Origin of the sequence: Pumilibacter intestinalis (genome assembly GCF_943193005.1) — a bacterium.
GTDB classification, from domain to species: domain Bacteria; phylum Bacillota; class Clostridia; order Christensenellales; family Pumilibacteraceae; genus Pumilibacter; species Pumilibacter intestinalis.
Genome location: NZ_CALPCH010000004.1, coordinates 46,895 through 65,019, shown reverse-complemented (window position 1 = coordinate 65,019; position 18,125 = coordinate 46,895). Strand labels below are relative to the sequence as shown.

Genomic DNA, 18,125 nt, shown 5'->3' with positions numbered 1-18,125 from the left:
TAACAGATTAGCGCAAAATTCATACATTATAGTATCCGATTAAGAGGTTTATATGTATGAATGAAAAACTTATTATAAGCGGCGGGCGCAGACTCGAAGGCGAATTGCGCGTGACCGCGGCGAAAAACTCCGTATTGCCTTTAATAGCTTGCTGTATCATGTCGGAAGAAGAAATACACATACATAACTGTCCGCAAATAGCGGATATTTTCAGCATGATAGATATTATAAGAGCTATAGGCGGCAGTGCGGAACTGAAAAACGGCACTTTGAGCGTTAACTGCAAGTATGCCAATCCGCAACTCGTAACGGCGGACCTCACGAGCTCGATACGGTCTTCGGTGTTTATCTTAGGACCGATACTCGCGCGTTTTCACTATGCCGATATCAGTTATCCGGGCGGGTGCGAAATAGGATTGCGCCCCATAGATTTACATATATACGGGCTGAAATGTTTGGGCATAAAAGTTACCGAATACGGCGGAATGATTATATGCGACGGCGACAACAAGCGCGGCGGAGTGGTGGAACTCGATTTTCCGAGCGTTGGCGCAACCGAAAACATAATGATGGCGGGCACTCTCGGAAGCGGCGTGACTGTGATACGCAACGCCGCGCGCGAACCCGAGATTGTGGACCTGCAAAACTTTATAAATTACCTCGGCGGCAAGGTGCACGGCGCGGGCACGGGAGTAATCACGGTAGAAGGCGTAAAATCGCTCGGAGGCGGCGAATACACGCCGCTGGGCGACAGGATAGCCGCCGCCACATATTTAACCGCCGTGGGTAGTGCGGGCGGCAGGGCGCAAATTACGGGCGCACAGCCCGAACTTATGTATGCGGTGCTCGAAAAACTCAAAAGAGCGGGTTGCGAAATAACCGAACTCAACGACGGAGTGCGCATAGTTTCGAGCGGCAAATTGCACGCCGTACATAAAATAGAAACGCAGCCCTTCCCGGGATATCCCACCGATATGCAACCGCAGATAACCGCTATGCTCGCCGCCGCCGACGGCACGAGTTTTATAGTGGAAAACATGTTCGAAAACAGGTTCAAATATACGGCGCAACTGATAAAGATGGGTGCGAACATAATAGTAAAAGACCGCGTGGCTGTGGTTAAGGGCGTGAAAAAATTGAGCGGTGCACTCGTAGCGGCGGAAGATTTGCGCGGCGGCGCGGCGCTCGTAGCGGCGGCAATCGGCGCGGACGGCGACAGCGTTATAACGGGCGTGCGGCACATAGACAGAGGATACGATAAAATAGAAAACGCGTTCGCGCTTTTGGGCGCGGATATAAAGAGAGTTATCGAAAACTGACGATATCTTACATATACGCAAACAGTTGATTTATTTTTCGACAAATGATATAATTATATCATGAGAAATAAAAAGCTCATAATTCTTTTTTCGGTACTTTTGGCGGTGACGCTTTTGGTGGTATTCAACAGCGTTCTTTTTTCCGTACAGCATATAGACGTGCACTGCGTGAACGTGGAGAAATCGCAGTATACCGATAAGGTGAAGGCGAGCCACAAAATAAAGAACGGCTCGAGTATCTTTTTCGTAGACAAAGCCGAAGCCATTCAAAACATAGAAAAAAGTTTGGGCGGCAACGTGCGCGTTTTAAGTGTTGAAAAACAGTTTCCGAACCGTATATACATAGACTTTGTTGAGGTGCGTGCTTACGTAAAAGTGAGCGACGGACACCGCACGTATTACTGCGACAACGATATGCGGGTGATATCGAACGGCGGCGACGAGGTGATAAATCTCAAGATAAGCGGCGAGCTTTCCGAGTTGCAAACGGGCGACAAACTTACGTTTTCAACTTCCAAAGGCTTGAGCAACGCCGACGTTGTGACCGCGATATTCGACGCGCTCGCACGGCTGGGGTATTACGATACCGTAATAAATCTTTTCGACGAGATTGACATAAGCGGAAATTTTATAGTTCTTCGCACCGCAACGGGCATGAAATGGGAGATTGTAACGGCGGACAGGCTTGCCGAAAAATTGCGGCTTGCAATGTCGGTTTACGTGAACGAACTCGACGACGACAAACGCAGTCGCGGCACGCTCGTAATTGCCGGCACCGAAAAGATAATTGCCAACTACCGAGAATAACGGCGGATTAACGCAAATCTCTTGACTTTATGTTGCATGGCATTATATAATAATTATAATCGGACTTAGGAGAAATAAGGTGGCTCAGGACATAGCGGTTCTTGATTTCGGCTCGGGTAAGATAGACGTTCTAATCGGCGAGCGCGGAGTCAACAATACAATTTGCATAAACGGCATGGGCGAATGCGATTACGCCGGTTTTGCCGATGGCGAATGGTTTGAGCCGGACCAGCTCGGTTATGCGATAGGACATGCCATTAACAACGCGGAAACCAATTCGCGCACAAAAATAAAAAGACTGTATGTGGGCGTTCCCGGCGAATTTACCACCGTTGTGTGCCGCGACGTGAGCATTTCTCTTACTAAAAAGCGCAAAGTTACCGAGGCGGACGTGGATATGTTGCACGAGCAAGGCGACGTGTTCCGCAACAACCCCGATTATACGGTGATAAATATAGGCCCCGTTTATTACACGCTCGACGACGACAGGCGGCTCGTTCAGCCCGTGGGCATGACGAGCAACAAGCTCGGCGGGCATATTTCTTACGTTTTGGCGGAAAACAGGTTTATTCATTTCGTGGGCAAAATTCTCGAAGAACTCGGTATCGAGTCCATCGAATTCGTTTCGAGCGTTCTCGCCGAAGAACTTTTGCTGTTCGACGATATTACGCGCGACCAGTACGTGGTGCTCATAGACGTGGGATATATCACAACGTCGGTTGCCGTGGGGCGGGGCGACGGTTTGCTCGGACTATATAATTTCTCACTCGGCGGGGGGCATATCACGGGCGACCTTGCCATGGCGTTCGGCATATCGTTTTCGCAGGCGGAGAGTCTTAAACGCAAAGTGGTGCTTTCGCTCAACGCGTCGGACGCCGACGTGTACGAAATTACCGACCGTGACTCTCGCATTCCTTTTCCGGCAAAAACAGTAAACGAGATAGTTATGGAGCGTATCAAACTTATCGCGAGCACTATTGAAAAGTGTTTGTCTAAGTGCGAATACGATTATCCCGATTATATACCTTATCACCTTACCGGCGGCGGCTTGAGTTATCTCAAAGGTGCGCGCGACTATCTTTCCAAGCGGCTCAACAAGCCCGTTGAAATAGTAAGTCCGTCGTTCCCGCCGTTCAGCAGACCGCACATGTCGTCGGGCATAGGTCTTATGGATATGTTGCTCGACCAGCAACCGCAAGAAAAGAAGGGCTTTTTCGCCCGTTTGTTCGGTAAAAAATAAACTCACAAAAAGGAAGCTCATATAGGCGTCTAAAATGTAGGCGCGTGGAGGTTTGTATGCAAGTCAATTCCAAAGATGTTACCAATATGCCTGCCGTTATAAAGGTAGTGGGTGTGGGCGGTGGCGGCAATAACGCCGTTAACCGCATGATAGCCGTTAATATAAAGAGTGCGCAATTCATTTCGCTCAATACCGATTTGCAAGCTCTCAATATGTCTAAGGCTCAGTACAGGATACAGATAGGCGACAAACTTACTCACGGAATGGGCGCGGGCGCCGACCCCGAAATAGGTCAGAAAGCGGCGGAAGAAAGCCGTCTTGCCATAGCCGACGCCATAAAGGACGCAAACCTTGTGTTTATAACCGCGGGTATGGGCGGAGGAACGGGAACGGGTGCAGCCCCCGTTGTGGCTTCCATAGCCAAAGAAATGGGCAAACTCACCGTTGCCGTAGTGACTAAGCCGTTTGCATTCGAGGGCATAACTCGAATGAACAACGCCGAAATAGGCATTGCAAACCTCATGAAAGTGGTGGACACGCTTGTTGTGATACCCAACGAAAAGCTCATGCAAGTGGCGTCTAAACTGCAAGTGCTCGACGCGTTCAAATATGCCGACGACGTTTTGCGCCAAGGTATTCAGGGAATAAGCGACTTGATTGTAACGCCCGCTCTTATAAACCTCGACTTTGCCGACGTGTGCACGGTAATGCGCGATAAGGGCATAGCTCACATGGGCATAGGCAGAGGAAGCGGCGAACGCCGCACCGTGGAGGCAGTAAAGCAGGCCGTGTTCAGTCCGTTGCTCGAAACCTCTATAGAGGGCGCAACGAGCGTTATACTCAATATCATGGGCGGCACCGACCTCACTCTTATGGAAATTAACGAAGCCGCCGACCTTGTAAGACAGGTTGTGCACCCTTCGGCAAACATAATTTTCGGCGCGGATATACGCGAAACTCTCAACGACGAAATTTTGGTAACGATTATAGCCACCGGTTTCGATACTCCTGCGGGCGAGCCGCACAATCAGCCGCCGCAGGCGATACAACAGCAACAAAGCCAACAGCCCACGGCAGACGATTACTACAATCGGCTTACGGGCGGAAGCGACTTAAACGTATTCCCCGTACAGCAACAGTCGCCGTTCGGATTTAATCCGCAACCGCGCACCCAACAGCCGCCGTTTGTGAACCGCCAACAACAGCAACCGCAGCAGTTCGGATACGGTGCGCCGCAAAGACCCGCTCCGCAACCGCAACAACCTCGTCCGCCTCAGCCCGAAGGGGGTTCGAAAATCCCTTCGTCGCACGTTGACGTGGACGACTCCGGATTTCCCGAGTTCCTCAAAAGGCTAAACGACAAAAACCGCAGAAACTGAAACTAAAACGTGCGAACGCTCGAACGAAACATTATCGTTCGGGCGATTTTGTTGCGCAAATTTCGCCATGCCGAAGCGAGCATATTAGGGCAAATTCGACAACAATGTTCTTTTTAGCCAAACGGTTTTGTGATAGTATAGGCGTATGAGCGTATACATAGAGCCGCTTTTGGCGGAAAATTTCATACTCGATTACGTTATCGGCGCGGCGGCGTACAAGTTTTTGCGCTTGCGCTCGGATAAAGCGCGTCTGTTTCTTTCCGCCCTTACGGGAACGGTTGCCGCGTTGTTTTATCTCATGTTTTCGCTGTCCGCAATTTGGCAAACGCTTATAAAACTTTGCGTGGGCGCGGCAATGTGTGCGATTTTATTCTTTCGCAAGTGCGGATTTGTAAAAGGAGTCGCGGTATTTTACGCCGCCGCATTTATATTCGGCGGGTGCGTTTTCGCCGTTGGGTACGTGATTTACGGCAACGCGGCGGACGCTATGGCAAAGCCGCTCATGCCCAACGCCTTTATCACGGCGGGAGTGTCCGCGGCTGTGTATGTAATAGTGGAACTGTTTGCTGTTTCCTTTCACCGCACGCGCGACCTGTCGGAAACGCTGTATCGGTACAGACTCGAGCTTGCGGGCGCGGAGATAGAGGGCAACGGATTTCTCGATACGGGCAACAGGCTGTACGACGCGAAAACGGGACTGCCCGTGATAGTGATTGGATTTGCAACGATTATGCCCTATCTATGCGATAGCGCGGTAACCGAAATACTCACAGGTCATACCGACAGGGTGTTTAAGGGGGCGCGAAAAATGAAATGCGGCGGGGTGTGCGGCTATGGTGAACTTTGGCTTATAACTCCCGATAAATTTCAAGTCTATTTCGGCTCGGACAAGAATATATTATATGACGTAACGGTCGGGTTGTCCTTGACGTTTACAAGGCGCGAAAAAGAATTCGACGCTATTTTGCACCCGGCGCTCACGGAGGTGAATTGACTGTGAAAATAATCGACTTGCTTAAAAAAATCGTAGGGAAGCTGTTGCCGCCCGACGAAAACGTTTTAATGTACATAACGGCGAACGAGGCTTTGCCGAGCCCGCTTTCGCCCGAGGAAGAAGTCGTTGTAATGGCGGACTTAAGAGAGGGAAAGACGAGCGCGAAAAACACCCTTATAGAACGCAATCTTCGGCTTGTGGTTTATATCGCCCGCAAGTTCGACAACACGGGCGTGGACGTCGAGGACCTCATTTCGGTGGGCACTATAGGGCTGATTAAGGCGGTTAACTCTTTCGACCCCGACAAAAATATAAAGCTCGCGACTTACGCCTCGCGGTGCATAGAAAACGAAATACTCATGTATTTGCGCCGCATGGTGCGCCTTAGGTGCGAGGTGTCGCTCGACGAGCCGCTCAATATCGATTGGGAAGGCAACGAGCTGCTCATGAGCGATATACTCGGCACAGAGCCGGACCTCGTGAGCAAAAACATAGAGTCGTCGGTTGAAAAACAGCTCTTGTGGAACGCCATAGGCAAGCTCGGAGTGCGCGAAAAAGAGATAATGCAAATGCGCTTCGGACTTGCGGGCAGACAGGAAAAAACCCAAAAGGAGGTGGCCGACCTTTTGGGCATTTCGCAGTCGTATATTTCGCGGTTGGAAAAGAAGATTATAAGCCGCCTGAAAAAAGAAATCGTGAAAGCGTTGTAATTCAGTTGATATTCTTTTTGAGTATGGATATCGCGTTTTTCTCGAGACGGCTCACTTGAGCTTGCGATATTCCTATCTCGCTCGATACCTCTACTTGGGTTTTGCCCTCGTAAAAGCGCAAAGTGAGAATTTCGCGTTCGCGCGGCGTAAGTTTGGTCATCGCTTCGCTTATGGAAACGCCGGTGAGCCAGTTTTCGTCGCAGTTCTTTTTGTCGGAAATTTGGTCCATTATCATAACCGTTTCGCCGCCGTCGTGATACACGGGGTCGAACAGCGACACGGGGTTGGATATTGCGTCCATTGCGTAAACCACTTCGGACACGGGCATGTTCATTGCCGCCGCGACTTCTTCGAGCGAAGCCTCGTTGTTGGTTTCAGCCTCGAGAGCCTGCCGCTTTTGCAAAACCTTGTACGCGGTGTCGCGAATGGAGCGACTAACCCGAATGCTCGAGCTGTCGCGCAGGTATCTGCGAATTTCGCCGATTATCATGGGCACGGCATATGTCGAAAATCTGAGATTGAGCGCGGTGTTGAAATTGTTCATTGCTTTGATAAGACCTATGCAACCCACTTGGAATATATCGTCGGCACATTCTTTTTTGCTTCCGAAGCGTTGCACGATGCTCAACACGAGCCGCATGTTGCAAAGCAGAAATCTGTCTTTTGCCGCTTCGTCGCCCGCGTGCGCTTTGTCTATGAGTTCCAAAGTTTCTTTGTGAGTAAGGGTGGGAAGCGTTGCGGTGTTTATTCCGCAAATTTCCACTCGAGTAGCCATAGCTATACCTCCTGTGTATCGCTATTTTTATCGACGGGCGGCGTTTTTATACTTTGCCGAGAAATTCGGTTCGCAATTTTTGTCGCAATTGCGCATATATATAGTCCGAGGTATAAAATGAGCGACAACGACTTGTCTTATTGCGAATTGAGGTCTAAAGAAGTTGTAAACGATACCGACGGCAGACGAATGGGGCGTATAGTCGATATTCTTTTTTCGCGCGACGACGGGCGAATAAGCGGCATAGTGGTGCCGCTAAACCGCCGAGGTATATTTTCCAAAAATCAAGACGTGTTCGTACCGTGGCACTGCGTTCGCAAGATAGGCGAAGACGTAATACTCGTTTCGCTCACCATGGAAGCCGACGGCTCGCTTTCCTGCGGGCACCGTCCGCCTCCGCCGCCGCGCCCCAAGCCGCCCAAAGACTGCAAGCACGGCGGAGGGTATGAAAGTTGCGGTTGCGGCGATAATACTTTCCGAGAGGAAACGAGGTGCGACGACTCCGTTCCGCCGCACCCCAACTGCGACAATCGCTGCGAAAAGTGCATGCTGTTCGACTGCGCTTACAGATGGTCGCAAATGAATTGACCGAATTTATTCAAATCGATTGCGTTACGGCGGAATATATTGTATAATAAAGGCGTATCAATTCAAAAGAGGTGCGTCGTATGAAATGTATGTTTTGCGGATTTACGGAGAGCAAAGTGTTGGACTCCCGTCCTACAGACGAGGGCAATTCCATACGGCGGCGCAGAGAATGCCTAAAGTGCGGCAAACGGTTCACCACTTACGAAATGATTGAAACCGTGCCCATACTCGTTGTGAAAAACGACGGCACGCGCCAACAGTTCGACGCCTCGAAGATAAAGAGCGGAGTTGTAAAGTCTTGCGAAAAACGACCCGTAGCCATGCACGATATAGACGCGCTCGTAAACACGCTCGAAAAGCAAATAAGCAATTCGCTCGTGCAGGAGATATCTTCGCGCAAGATAGGCGAAATGGTAATGAAACTGCTTAAAGACCTCGACCAAATCGCGTATATAAGATTTGCTTCGGTTTACAGGCAGTTCCGCGACGTTACCGAGCTTGCCGACTTTATAAAAGACGAAAAAATGAACCAAAAGGACTGATTTTGCGTTATGACGCTTTTGGATGCAAAGGTTAATACACGCTATAAAGTGAGCGGCGTGTCGGGCGAGGGAAACGCCCGCCGCCGTTTGCTCGATATGGGCTTTACTCCCGATTGCACGCTGTATATAGCGGCGGTGGCTCCCATGGGCGGAACGGTGCTCGTGGGGCTTAGGGGGTTTATGGTTGCGCTCAGAGAAGACGCGGCTTCGCTTATAGAGATAGAGGTGGCGTAAATGGACTACACCGTTTCTCTCGTGGGCAATCCCAACGTGGGCAAAACAAGCCTATATAACAGAATAACCCATTCGCTCGAACACGTGGGCAATTGGCACGGCGTAACCGTTGCCGAGGTGAGCAAAAAGATAATGTTCGACCACAATACAATAGATATTGTGGATTTGCCCGGCTTGTATTCGCTAAGCGTGTACAGTCCCGAAGAGGGAATTTCGCGCGATAGAATACTCGCTAAATCAAGCGACTTGATTGTGAATATCTGCGAGGTAAACAACCTTGCGCGTAACCTGTATCTCACACTCCAACTGCTCGAACTCGACGTTCCCGTGGTGCTTGTAATAAACATGATGGACGAGCTGAGAAAGCAGGGTAAAGTGCTCAACTACCGCAACATAGAACGGGTGCTCAAAATTCCCATTGTACCCATGAGCGCAAAGTATCACAGCGACGTGCACCTACTGATGGACGTTAGCGTAGACTATATAAAGACTCACGGGGCGAACACCGTGCGGCTCGAATATCTGGACAAGTTGCCGCTCGACGACGTTATTTCCATTATAGGAGCGAACGCCGCGCAGGCGGGGCTATCGCCGCGTTGGGCGGCTATAAAGGTGCTTGAAAACGACGCGTTCGTGCTCGGCAAACTGAACCTCGATAAAGCGCAATCGAGCGCTTTGGCGGCAATGGGCGACTTACAGGCGCGCGTTGCTCAAGTGCGTTACGAATTCATAGACAAAATAACCGAGGGCGCGATAACGCGCAGCGTATCGAGCGAGCACCACGAAATGCACGAACACACCGCGCACAACGTGCCGCTCGAGTCGCACGGCGAGAACGCGGGCGAGATAGCCGAAATCCCGCACGACAAGCACGTTAGGCATCACGACAGGCACAAGGCGGGCGAAAGACTGCAAATGCTCGGCGTATCAAAACTCGACGGGATTGTGCTTAACAAATACCTCGCGCTTCCCATATTCCTTGCCGTAATGGCTCTCATATTCGTTATTACTTTCGGGCTGGTGGGGAATTTCTTTACCTGGCTGCTCGAGCTCGGAATAGACAAATTGATATATAATCCGCTTACCGGTTGGCTCAATTCCATAAACTGCCCCGACTGGATAGTGGGACTGCTCGGCGACGGAATAATACAGGGCGTGGGCGGCATACTCGTGTTTTTGCCGCAGATAGTTTTGCTGTTCTTTTTTCTCGCTTTGCTCGAAGACAGCGGATACATCAGCCGCGTTGCCTTTATGACAGACGGCATATTTCGCAAGATAGGTCTTAGCGGAAGAAGCGCGTTCACCATGCTTATGGGCTTCGGGTGCAGTGCAACTGCGGTGCTTACCGCTCGCGGACTCGAGGACGAGAAGATGAGAAAGAAAACGGTGCTGTTAACGCCCTTCCTTTCGTGCAGCGCAAGGCTTCCCGTTTATTCGACTATTGCGGGAGCGTTCTTTGCGGGCGGTTCGCCGTTTATAATATTCGGCATGTATCTGCTCGGCGCGGCTGTGGCTCTACTGCTTGCCGCATTATTCGAAAAGTGCGTAAAGCCGCTCAAGAGCGGTAAACTTTCGTTTATAATGGAAATGCCGCCGTACCGTTTCCCTACGGCGGAGCGCGTGTTGCAAATAATTTGGAACAACGCGAAAGTATTTTTGATAAGAGTGGGCACAACCATTTTCGCGCTCAACGTAATAGTGTGGCTTTTATCGAACTTTTCGTTTACGGCGGGTTACACGGTTGGGAAAGACGCCCGCAGTATTTTAGAGGTGATAAGCGGATTTATCGCGCCCGTATTCCGTCCGTTCGGGTTCGGCAATTGGAAAGCCGTAACCTCGCTTTTGAGCGGTCTTGTGGCTAAAGAAGTGGTAATTTCGAGCATAGAAAGTTTGGGCGGGGTGGAAGCTATATTTATGGGAGCGCACCCGTCGCTTTCCGCGCTCACCTTTATGGTGTTTACGCTTTTATACGTGCCCTGCGTTGCCACGCTCGTTGCAATAAAAAAGGAAGCGGGGCTTAAGTGGATGTTTTTCAGCCTGATTTTGCAGATAGGCGTGGCGTATTTGGTTTCGCTCGCGTTCTACGGAATAGGACTGCTCGTTTTGCTTAATCCCGGCGTTACTGTCGGAGTGCTCATAGTGGCGTTTGTGGTTGCCGTTTGCATTGCGGTGCTTATAAGTAAAATCAAAGGGAAAGGCTCTTGCCCTTACTGCACGGGAGGATGCAAAACCTGCGACCGCAAAAAGGACGGGAAAGATAGGTGAAACGCAAGTTTACTGCGGATAAAGAGTGCTCGCTCGTTCGCTTTTTGGAAAGCGAGCTTGCGGGCGTGAGCCGCGAGCGAATAAAAATTCAGCTCAAGCGCGGCGAGGTGCGCGTTAACGGCGAAAAAATCACACGCGACTTGCCGATTAACAGCGGCGACGGGGTGGAAATATTTCTGCCCGCAAAATTCGATTTGCCCGCAATACCCGTGATTTATCAAGACGAAAACATAATGATTGCGGACAAGCCGCCGTTTATCGAAAGCGAGTTCGCGTTGCCCAAAGCCATACTCGAGCAGACGGGCGAAAAGGTTTACGCGGCGCACAGGTTGGACACCAACACTACGGGACTTGTAATACTTTGCAAATCCCAAACCGCGCTTAACTGCGTTATATCGGCGTTTAGGGATAAGCGGGTAAAGAAGAAATACGTTGCGAGGGTGTTCGGTTGCACCGAGCGCGACGGCGGGACTCTTACCGCGTATCTCGTTAAAAACGCCCAAAACTCGTATTGCAAAGTGTGCGATAAACAGGTAAAAGACGGGAAGGAGATAGTTACCGAATATAAAGTGCTTTTGCGCGGCGAGCAGTCGGTTTTACTCCTTTCGCCCGTGACCGGCAGAACGCACCAATTGCGCGCGCACATGGCGCATATAGGTTGCCCCATAGTGGGCGACGATAAGTACGGCGACTGCGCGGCTAACCGCAAAGCGGGAGCAAAACGGCAAAAACTGCGAGCCGTATCGCTCGAGTTCGGCGAACTCGATACGCCGCTTACATATCTAAGCGGCAAAAGATATTCGACAGACGCGGGTAACGATATAATTTTTGCGGACGAAAAAAACTTCGTTTTGATTTGACTTAAAACCCCGTTCGGAGTATAATATATATAAATGCACGTAAGAGAAATCAAAACCGAAGCGAAAGAGCGGTTTGCGCTCAACAGATATCACGCAATGCTTGTGTACGGCGTGGTTTATACGCTTGCGCTCAACATCGCCGTGCTTACCACTCTTTTGTATATTGTGAACAAGTGGGCGGTGTGGTACGGAGTGATACTCATATTTTTGTATCTTCTCATGCTTGCTCCCTTCGGTTTCGGCATGACCGCATTTTACGTTAAACTCTACAAATTCCAAAAGACCGACGCATTCCATATATTCGACGGGTTCAATAAATACAACTTAGAGCGGGTAATAGTGCTTAGGCTTTTGAAATTCGCGCTTTGGCTCGCGTTCACTCTTTTGCTCATAGTGCCCGGCATAGTGTTTGCGGTTCGTACCTCTATGGCTAATTACCTGTTGCGAGCCAATCCCAAACTTAAACCCGCCGACGCGCTCAAGGCGAGCAACCGAATAATGAAAACGCACTGTTTCAAATATTTCGGTTTGGTGATTTCTTTCGCGGGTTGGTTTTTGATGGGACTCCTTACCTGCGGACTGGGCTTTATATGGGTGCTCCCGTATCTTAACACCGCCAAAACAGTGTTTTACAAGCGCGAGATACAGGGCGACAAAACGGTGTACCGCAATCCCGAAACGGGCGAATTTTCCAAGGCGGACGAAAACGCGGCAATAGGCGCGGAAGAAGAATTCAAGCCCGAAGACATAGCCTACACCGCGGAATATACCGAGCCGTTTTTGCCCGAAATATCGCCCGAACCTTATATCGAACCGCAAATCGAACCGCCGCATGCCGAAGTTCCCGCATTCGAGCAGGCGGCCGACGGTCTCAAGCGCATGAGTACAATTCCGTTGCCCGGCGGCAGAGTATATCTCGACTCGGCGGGCAGACGGGCTGTAGACAGGCGCAGACCGCCCGAACCCGCGCAAACCGAAGAAGAACAGGTTGCGGTTGTGGAAATAAGCGAAGACGGCGAGGGCAAAGCGGGCGAGTCGTTACGCGAACGCATAAGCAGGGAGCGAGCGGAACGCAACGCCGCGGCAAGGCAGTCGGGCGGCGCGATACCTCGGCGCAGAGCTTCCGACCGTAGAGTAACGCAGGAAGAACGCAATAATATAGAAATCGGAGAACGCGAATGAGCAGAAAGAAACAAACTTATTCCATGACGGCGCGGGCGAGAAAAGAGTTGCGCCGCGCCGAAGAAGAAAAGAGAAATAAAAAATCGAAAGAGCGTGAAACCGCGCTCGCTGACGCGAACGCGCAAAACGCGACCGAGGGCGGAGAAACCGCCGCTATCCAAAAGCGACAAATTTGGATACCCGTTACTTGCGCGGTGCTTGCGCTCGTGATAATATTTACAGCCGTATTGTTGCTCGTTATTAAGCCTGGCAGAAACAGCATATATCCCCGCGCCGTGATTACTCTCGACGTGCCCGCCGACGGCGGCAAAAGAGTAACGCGCACGCTTACTCTCACCATTTGGGAGGACGAATGCCCGATAGCCGCCACGAACTTTATGTTTTTGGTTAAAATAGGCTTTTTCAACAACAACCTCGTGTACGACGTTCATCCCGGACGGAGCGAACTCAATAACTTGGGGTCGGGATATATGGGCACCGACTATATGCGTTTCGGAGCTTATACCGATTACAACTCGTCGACGTCGAAATATAATGATGCCGGATTTGTAGACGGGATTTCGCGTAAGATATTCAACGTGGTGGATATGGACTCGGGATATAAGAACGACAACAACGGAAACAACAAGCAAGTTGCCAATAAATTCGGATACAGGCTTCATACCGATACGGGTACGGGCAGAGCGCGTTACAAGGAAAAATACGTTGTGTCTTTCAACAGTAACGATTCGGGGGATTTCGTGATAAACATGGGAGAGAACAACGACGCTTTTTACGGTTCGTCCAATGCGAGTATTTCGAGCAATCTTTCGGCTTTCGGTTCGTTCGAAGACGAGGAGTCGAGAAAGGTGCTCGACGACCTTATGTCGTCGGCTTACTCCAAAAGAGGAAATACGGGAATAGGCGATAACGTAATCGGCTTTTCGGATAAAGTAAGAATAAAGGAAATAAAGCTCGAGAACATGGACGACGACAAGTGGGACGATTTCGAATTTATCTCCTACATGCTCAAGGCGAATAACGGAAGCTCGGCGTTCAGAGCGTGGATAGCCAAATAAAAACGAGAGTATAACGAAACGAAAAATTGTCTACCATTATACGGGAGGCAATTTTTTTATGATTGGTATGATACTTCTCGCGGTGCTCGCGGTACTTATATTTTTCGGTCTTACCGATAGGTACTTTGCAAAAATGGGCGTTGCGAATTGGGTGGCTTTTTTGATAGTGCTCGCGTTTGCCGTAGCCGCGGTGTTTCCGCCGCTCACGCTCGGAACGGTGTCGCTCTCTTACGCGGGATTTTTCCTGCCCGTAATGCTCGGGGCGGTTGCAATGTTCGCCATAGGCGCAAACGCGGGGCTTTTACGGGCGATAGTGGGTGCGCTTTCTGTTGCGGGAGTCACTCTCGCCGCTCGCGTGGCGTTCCCGCCCGTTAGCTACACCGCCGCAATCGCGTCCATACTCATAGTGGGTTTTGCGGGCGGAATTGTTTCGTATATAATAGGTCAGCACAGGCTCGCCGCGCTCGCGTCCACGCTCGGCGGCATAGTGCTCGGCGACTTTATTTCGGCTATGCTATTCCGCTTTGCGATAGGCAACACCGTTATGTTCGAGCTCGGGCTTAACGGAATATTCGATTCGCTCGTGCTTTCCGCAATCGTGGGCTCGGTAACTCTCGAGGTTGCGAACGTGATAATACGCGCGGTGGAGCGCAACTCTGCGGCTACGCGTTCGGCGCACGCGCCCGTGCTTTACAACACCGAGGCGGCTGAAGACAACGACTTCGACGACGAACACAAGTTCTTGCCCATAGGCGACGCCGACGACCTCATACCGCCCGCGGAAGAAGACGATATATACGACGAATACTTTCACGACGATATAAAAGACTGAAACTCAAACCAAATATTTTGCACCGAGACGGATTTTGTGGACAATCCGTCTTTTTTATGTTACAATATTTCGGTATGGAAATTCTCGAGGTGAACGAAAACGGTATAGCGGCGGAGCTCGGCATTGCGGCGGGCGACGAACTTTTGGCGTTCGACGGTTTTTCGGTTACCGACGTGCTCGACTACGACTATTACAACAGTTGCGAGAATTTCACCATGCGAGTGCGTAGCGGCGACGAGGTAGTGGACTACGAAATAGAAAAGTACGACTACGAAGACCTCGGATTGGAATTGAGCCGCGATATTCCCGTGCGCTCGTGCCGTAACAACTGCGTGTTTTGCTTTGTGGACCAGCTTCCGCGCGAAGAACTGCGCAATACGTTGCGGGTTAAAGACGACGACTACCGCCACAGCTTTATATTCGGCAATTACGTTACTCTCACTAATGTTACCGACAGGGAGCTCGAGCGCATAATTCGCATAGGACTTTCGCCGCTGTATGTGAGCGTTCACACCTCGAACGGCGAGTTGCGAAGCAAGTTGCTCGGCACGTGCGGGCAGAAAACGCCCATACCCGATATTAAGGCGCAACTTAAAAAATTGCACGGGGGCGGTATAAAGATACACGCGCAAATCGTTTATTGCCCCACGTTTAACGACGATTTGGACGAAACCATAACGGATATTTATCCGTATACCCAAAGCCTTGCGGTAGTGCCGGTTGGACTTACGCGCAATTGCAACCCTCTTATAAAAAAGGTGGATAAAGCGAGTGCGCAAAAGGTAATCGCCGTTGTGGAGAAATGGCAGAAAAAGTTGCTCGCCGAGCGCGGCACGCGTTACGTATTTGCCGCCGACGAACTGTATCTTAAAGCCGAAAAAGAAATACCGCCGTACGAGGCTTACGAAGATTTCAGCCAAATAGAAAACGGCATAGGGCTTATAGCGGCGTTTAAGCACGATTTCGAGTTTGCGCTCGATAAGTGCGATGGCGAAAGTGCGGGCGAAATAAGCATAGCCACGGGAGAGTCGGCATATCCGCTCATATGCGAGTGCGCGAAGAAAACGCAAGAGAAATTGGGCGGAAAGATACGCGTGTATAAGATACGAAACGACTTTTTCGGCGAGAGCGTTACCGTTGCGGGCTTGATAGTGGGCAGAGATATCGCGGCTCAGCTAAAGGGCAAGCCGCTCGGACACGCGCTTATATTGCCGCGAGTGATGTTGCGCGAAACTTGCGACGTGTTTTTGGACGGCATGACTTTATCCGAACTCGAAAGAGAGCTCGGAGTGAAAATAAAAGTAAATCAACCCGACGGAGAGAGTTTCGTCAAAGAAATTATCGGAGTGAAACAAAATGGCTAAACCGCTTGTTGCCGTAGTGGGGCGACCCAACGTGGGCAAATCCACGTTTTTCAATAAAATTTGCGGAAAACGTATTTCCATAATAAAGGATACGCCGGGCGTTACGCGCGACTATATAATAGCCGACGCGGAATGGTGCGGGACGGAGTTTACGCTCATAGACACGGGCGGCATAGACCTTCGCACCGACGACCCCATGGGCAAACACATACTTTCACAGGCTCGCGTTGCCATAGATATGGCGGACGTAATACTGTTTTTCGCCGACGCGAAAAGCGGCGTTGTATCCACCGACTACGACGTGGCGAACATGCTTCGCTCTTGCGGAAAGAACGTGCTTTTGGCGGTGAACAAGCTTGATAATTTCGAGCTTGAAAAGCTGTATGATTTTTACGAGCTCGGGCTGGGCGAGCCCATACCCATATCTTGCGAGCAGTCGAAAGGGTTGGGAGACTTGCTCGACGAGATTGTGAAACTGCTTCCCAAAGCGGACTCGAGTCAAGACTCTGCCGCTCTCAGTATTGCCGTTGTGGGCAAACCCAACGTGGGTAAATCCTCTATAGTGAATAAGTTGCTCGGCTTTAAGCGCGTTATAGTGAGCGACGTTGCGGGCACTACGCGCGACGCGATAGACACGCCGTTTAGATATAACGGCAAGGACTACGTTCTTATAGACACCGCCGGCATGCGCCGCAAGCGCAGTATAGACGACGACAGCGTGGAAAGTTACAGCGTTTTGCGTTCGCTCGCGGCAGTGAAACGAGCCGACGTAGTGCTCGTTATGTTCGACGCGAGCGAAGAGCTTTCCGAGCAAGACGTTAAGATAGCGGGTTTCGTGCACGAGCAGGGCAAACCGTGCGTGGTGGTTGTGAACAAGTGGGACAAGATAGAAAAAGACGCCTACACGGTAAACAAGTTCAACGAAAAGATTTCCGCCGACCTGGCGTTTATGAACTACGTTAAAACGCTGTTTATCTCCGTGCAAACGGGTCAGCGCGTTGAAAAGGTAATAGACTTTGCCGAAGAAGCGTATGCGAGCGCGTCAAAGCGCATACCCACGGGCACGCTCAACGACGTGGTGAGCGAAGCGGTTGCCATGAACGAGCCGCCCGCTTTTTCGGGCAGAAGGCTCAAAATATATTACGCAACGCAAGCGGAAACCAATCCGCCCAAATTCGTGTTTTTCGTAAACGACGATACTCTCGTGCATTTTTCGTACAGGCGTTATCTCGAGAACCGATTGCGAAAAGCGTTCGATTTCACGGGCACGCCAATAAAGCTCGTGTTCAATAAAAAGAAAGAGGACGTGTAAATGTGGTACACTGTAATTAAATTTGCCGCGGTGTCGGTTATAGCTTATCTGCTCGGCAATTTCAATTCGGCTATATTCATTTCCAAACTAAAACGCAACGATATAAGAAAGTTGGGCAGCGGCAATCCCGGCACTATGAACATGTTTCGCAATTTCGGCAAGCTCATAGGGGTGCTCACGCTAATTCTCGACGCTCTCAAAGGAGCAGTGCCCTGTCTTATAGGTTGGTTTGTTTGCGGCGAGCCTTGGAGCTTCGGCGCGGACAAAATAGGACTTTACGTGGGTGCGCTGTGCGTTATAGTGGGGCATATATTTCCCGTGTTTTATAAGTTTCACGGCGGCAAGGGCATAGCGAGTTCTGTGGGCGTGTGCCTTGTGATTAACTGGTGGGCAACTCTCATATCCTTTACGGTAGGCGCGCTCTTTCTCATATTCTTTCATATCGGTTCTATTACGTCGTTTATCATAATATCTTTCCCCATAGCCCTTAACGTGTTTTCGCTATCGGCTACGGGCGGAAACACCGCTTGCCTCGTGCTCCTATTTGCGCTGTTCTGCCTTACTCTTTTTGCGCACAGGAAAAACGTGCTCAAACTGTACGGCGGCAACGAGGGGCGGGTAATACTTTTCGGAAAGCATAAAAAGCGTAAAACTAATTAGTGTC

The 18,125-nt window shown here is 50.5% G+C and carries 18 protein-coding genes; 17 read left to right on the top strand and 1 reads right to left on the bottom strand.

Annotation, left to right across the window (positions count from 1 at the left end):
* Nucleotides 1–56: 56 nt before the first annotated feature.
* From murA to sigE, 6 genes are all read left to right on the top strand, one after another.
* Nucleotides 57–1,319, top strand: a complete 1,263-nt coding sequence (gene murA / locus NFR55_RS03020) for a UDP-N-acetylglucosamine 1-carboxyvinyltransferase (RefSeq protein WP_251546095.1) — start codon at nucleotides 57–59, stop codon at nucleotides 1,317–1,319.
* 60 nt (nucleotides 1,320–1,379) lie between these two features.
* Nucleotides 1,380–2,126 (top strand): cell division protein FtsQ/DivIB, encoded by a 747-nt coding sequence (locus NFR55_RS03015; protein WP_251546093.1) that lies wholly within the window; start codon nucleotides 1,380–1,382, stop codon nucleotides 2,124–2,126.
* 79 nt (nucleotides 2,127–2,205) lie between these two features.
* Complete coding sequence (locus tag NFR55_RS03010) at nucleotides 2,206–3,366, top strand: cell division FtsA domain-containing protein (RefSeq protein WP_251546091.1); 1,161 nt, start codon at nucleotides 2,206–2,208, stop codon at nucleotides 3,364–3,366.
* Between the two features lie 56 nt (nucleotides 3,367–3,422).
* Nucleotides 3,423–4,745 carry a cell division protein FtsZ gene (gene ftsZ, locus NFR55_RS03005; RefSeq protein WP_251546089.1) on the top strand — a complete coding sequence of 441 codons (1,323 nt, stop codon included), beginning with the start codon at nucleotides 3,423–3,425 and terminating at the stop codon, nucleotides 4,743–4,745.
* 145 nt (nucleotides 4,746–4,890) lie between these two features.
* Complete coding sequence (locus tag NFR55_RS03000) at nucleotides 4,891–5,739, top strand: sigma-E processing peptidase SpoIIGA (protein ID WP_251546087.1); 849 nt, start codon at nucleotides 4,891–4,893, stop codon at nucleotides 5,737–5,739.
* 11 nt (nucleotides 5,740–5,750) lie between these two features.
* On the top strand, nucleotides 5,751–6,449 hold the full coding sequence (gene sigE, locus NFR55_RS02995; protein WP_476748523.1) for an RNA polymerase sporulation sigma factor SigE: 699 nt from the start codon (nucleotides 5,751–5,753) through the stop codon (nucleotides 6,447–6,449).
* A gap of 1 nt (nucleotide 6,450) precedes the next feature.
* On the opposite strand, the gene sigG is transcribed toward sigE, so the two are convergent.
* Nucleotides 6,451–7,224 carry an RNA polymerase sporulation sigma factor SigG gene (gene sigG, locus NFR55_RS02990; RefSeq protein WP_251546085.1) on the bottom strand — a complete coding sequence of 258 codons (774 nt, stop codon included), beginning with the start codon at nucleotides 7,222–7,224 and terminating at the stop codon, nucleotides 6,451–6,453.
* A gap of 117 nt (nucleotides 7,225–7,341) precedes the next feature.
* On the opposite strand from sigG, the gene NFR55_RS02985 reads away from it, so the two are divergent.
* The 11 genes from NFR55_RS02985 (at nucleotide 7,342) to NFR55_RS02935 (ending at nucleotide 18,121) form a co-directional block, all read left to right on the top strand.
* Nucleotides 7,342–7,812, top strand: a complete 471-nt coding sequence (locus NFR55_RS02985) for a YlmC/YmxH family sporulation protein (protein WP_251546083.1) — start codon at nucleotides 7,342–7,344, stop codon at nucleotides 7,810–7,812.
* Between the two features lie 80 nt (nucleotides 7,813–7,892).
* Nucleotides 7,893–8,354: a transcriptional regulator NrdR gene (gene nrdR / locus NFR55_RS02980; protein WP_251546080.1), complete on the top strand. Its 462-nt coding sequence runs from the start codon at nucleotides 7,893–7,895 to the stop codon at nucleotides 8,352–8,354.
* A gap of 9 nt (nucleotides 8,355–8,363) precedes the next feature.
* Nucleotides 8,364–8,588 (top strand): FeoA family protein, encoded by a 225-nt coding sequence (locus tag NFR55_RS02975; RefSeq protein ID WP_251546078.1) that lies wholly within the window; start codon nucleotides 8,364–8,366, stop codon nucleotides 8,586–8,588.
* The gene (feoB, locus tag NFR55_RS02970; RefSeq protein WP_251546076.1) at nucleotides 8,589–10,853 is read left to right on the top strand and encodes a ferrous iron transport protein B; all 2,265 of its coding nucleotides are present in this window, start codon (nucleotides 8,589–8,591) and stop codon (nucleotides 10,851–10,853) included.
* Complete coding sequence (locus tag NFR55_RS02965; RefSeq protein WP_251546074.1) at nucleotides 10,850–11,713, top strand: RluA family pseudouridine synthase; 864 nt, start codon at nucleotides 10,850–10,852, stop codon at nucleotides 11,711–11,713. Before feoB ends, NFR55_RS02965 begins: the two co-directional genes overlap by 4 nt.
* Before the next feature lie 33 nt (nucleotides 11,714–11,746).
* Entirely contained in the window at nucleotides 11,747–12,895 is a 1,149-nt protein-coding gene (locus NFR55_RS02960; protein WP_251546072.1) for a DUF975 family protein, read from the top strand.
* Nucleotides 12,892–13,953, top strand: coding sequence for a peptidylprolyl isomerase (locus tag NFR55_RS02955; protein WP_251546070.1), 1,062 nt, complete (start codon nucleotides 12,892–12,894; stop codon nucleotides 13,951–13,953). The genes NFR55_RS02960 and NFR55_RS02955 overlap by 4 nt, the downstream gene beginning before the upstream one ends.
* A 58-nt stretch (nucleotides 13,954–14,011) precedes the next feature.
* Nucleotides 14,012–14,785 (top strand): hypothetical protein, encoded by a 774-nt coding sequence (locus NFR55_RS02950; protein ID WP_251546068.1) that lies wholly within the window; start codon nucleotides 14,012–14,014, stop codon nucleotides 14,783–14,785.
* Nucleotides 14,786–14,859: 74 nt separating this feature from the next.
* Nucleotides 14,860–16,149 (top strand): DUF512 domain-containing protein, encoded by a 1,290-nt coding sequence (locus NFR55_RS02945; RefSeq protein WP_251546066.1) that lies wholly within the window; start codon nucleotides 14,860–14,862, stop codon nucleotides 16,147–16,149.
* Entirely contained in the window at nucleotides 16,142–17,461 is a 1,320-nt protein-coding gene (der, locus tag NFR55_RS02940) for a ribosome biogenesis GTPase Der (RefSeq protein ID WP_251546064.1), read from the top strand. Before NFR55_RS02945 ends, der begins: the two co-directional genes overlap by 8 nt.
* Nucleotides 17,462–18,121 carry a glycerol-3-phosphate acyltransferase gene (locus NFR55_RS02935; RefSeq protein ID WP_251546062.1) on the top strand — a complete coding sequence of 220 codons (660 nt, stop codon included), beginning with the start codon at nucleotides 17,462–17,464 and terminating at the stop codon, nucleotides 18,119–18,121. It abuts the gene before it with no gap.
* Nucleotides 18,122–18,125: the final 4 nt, after the last annotated feature.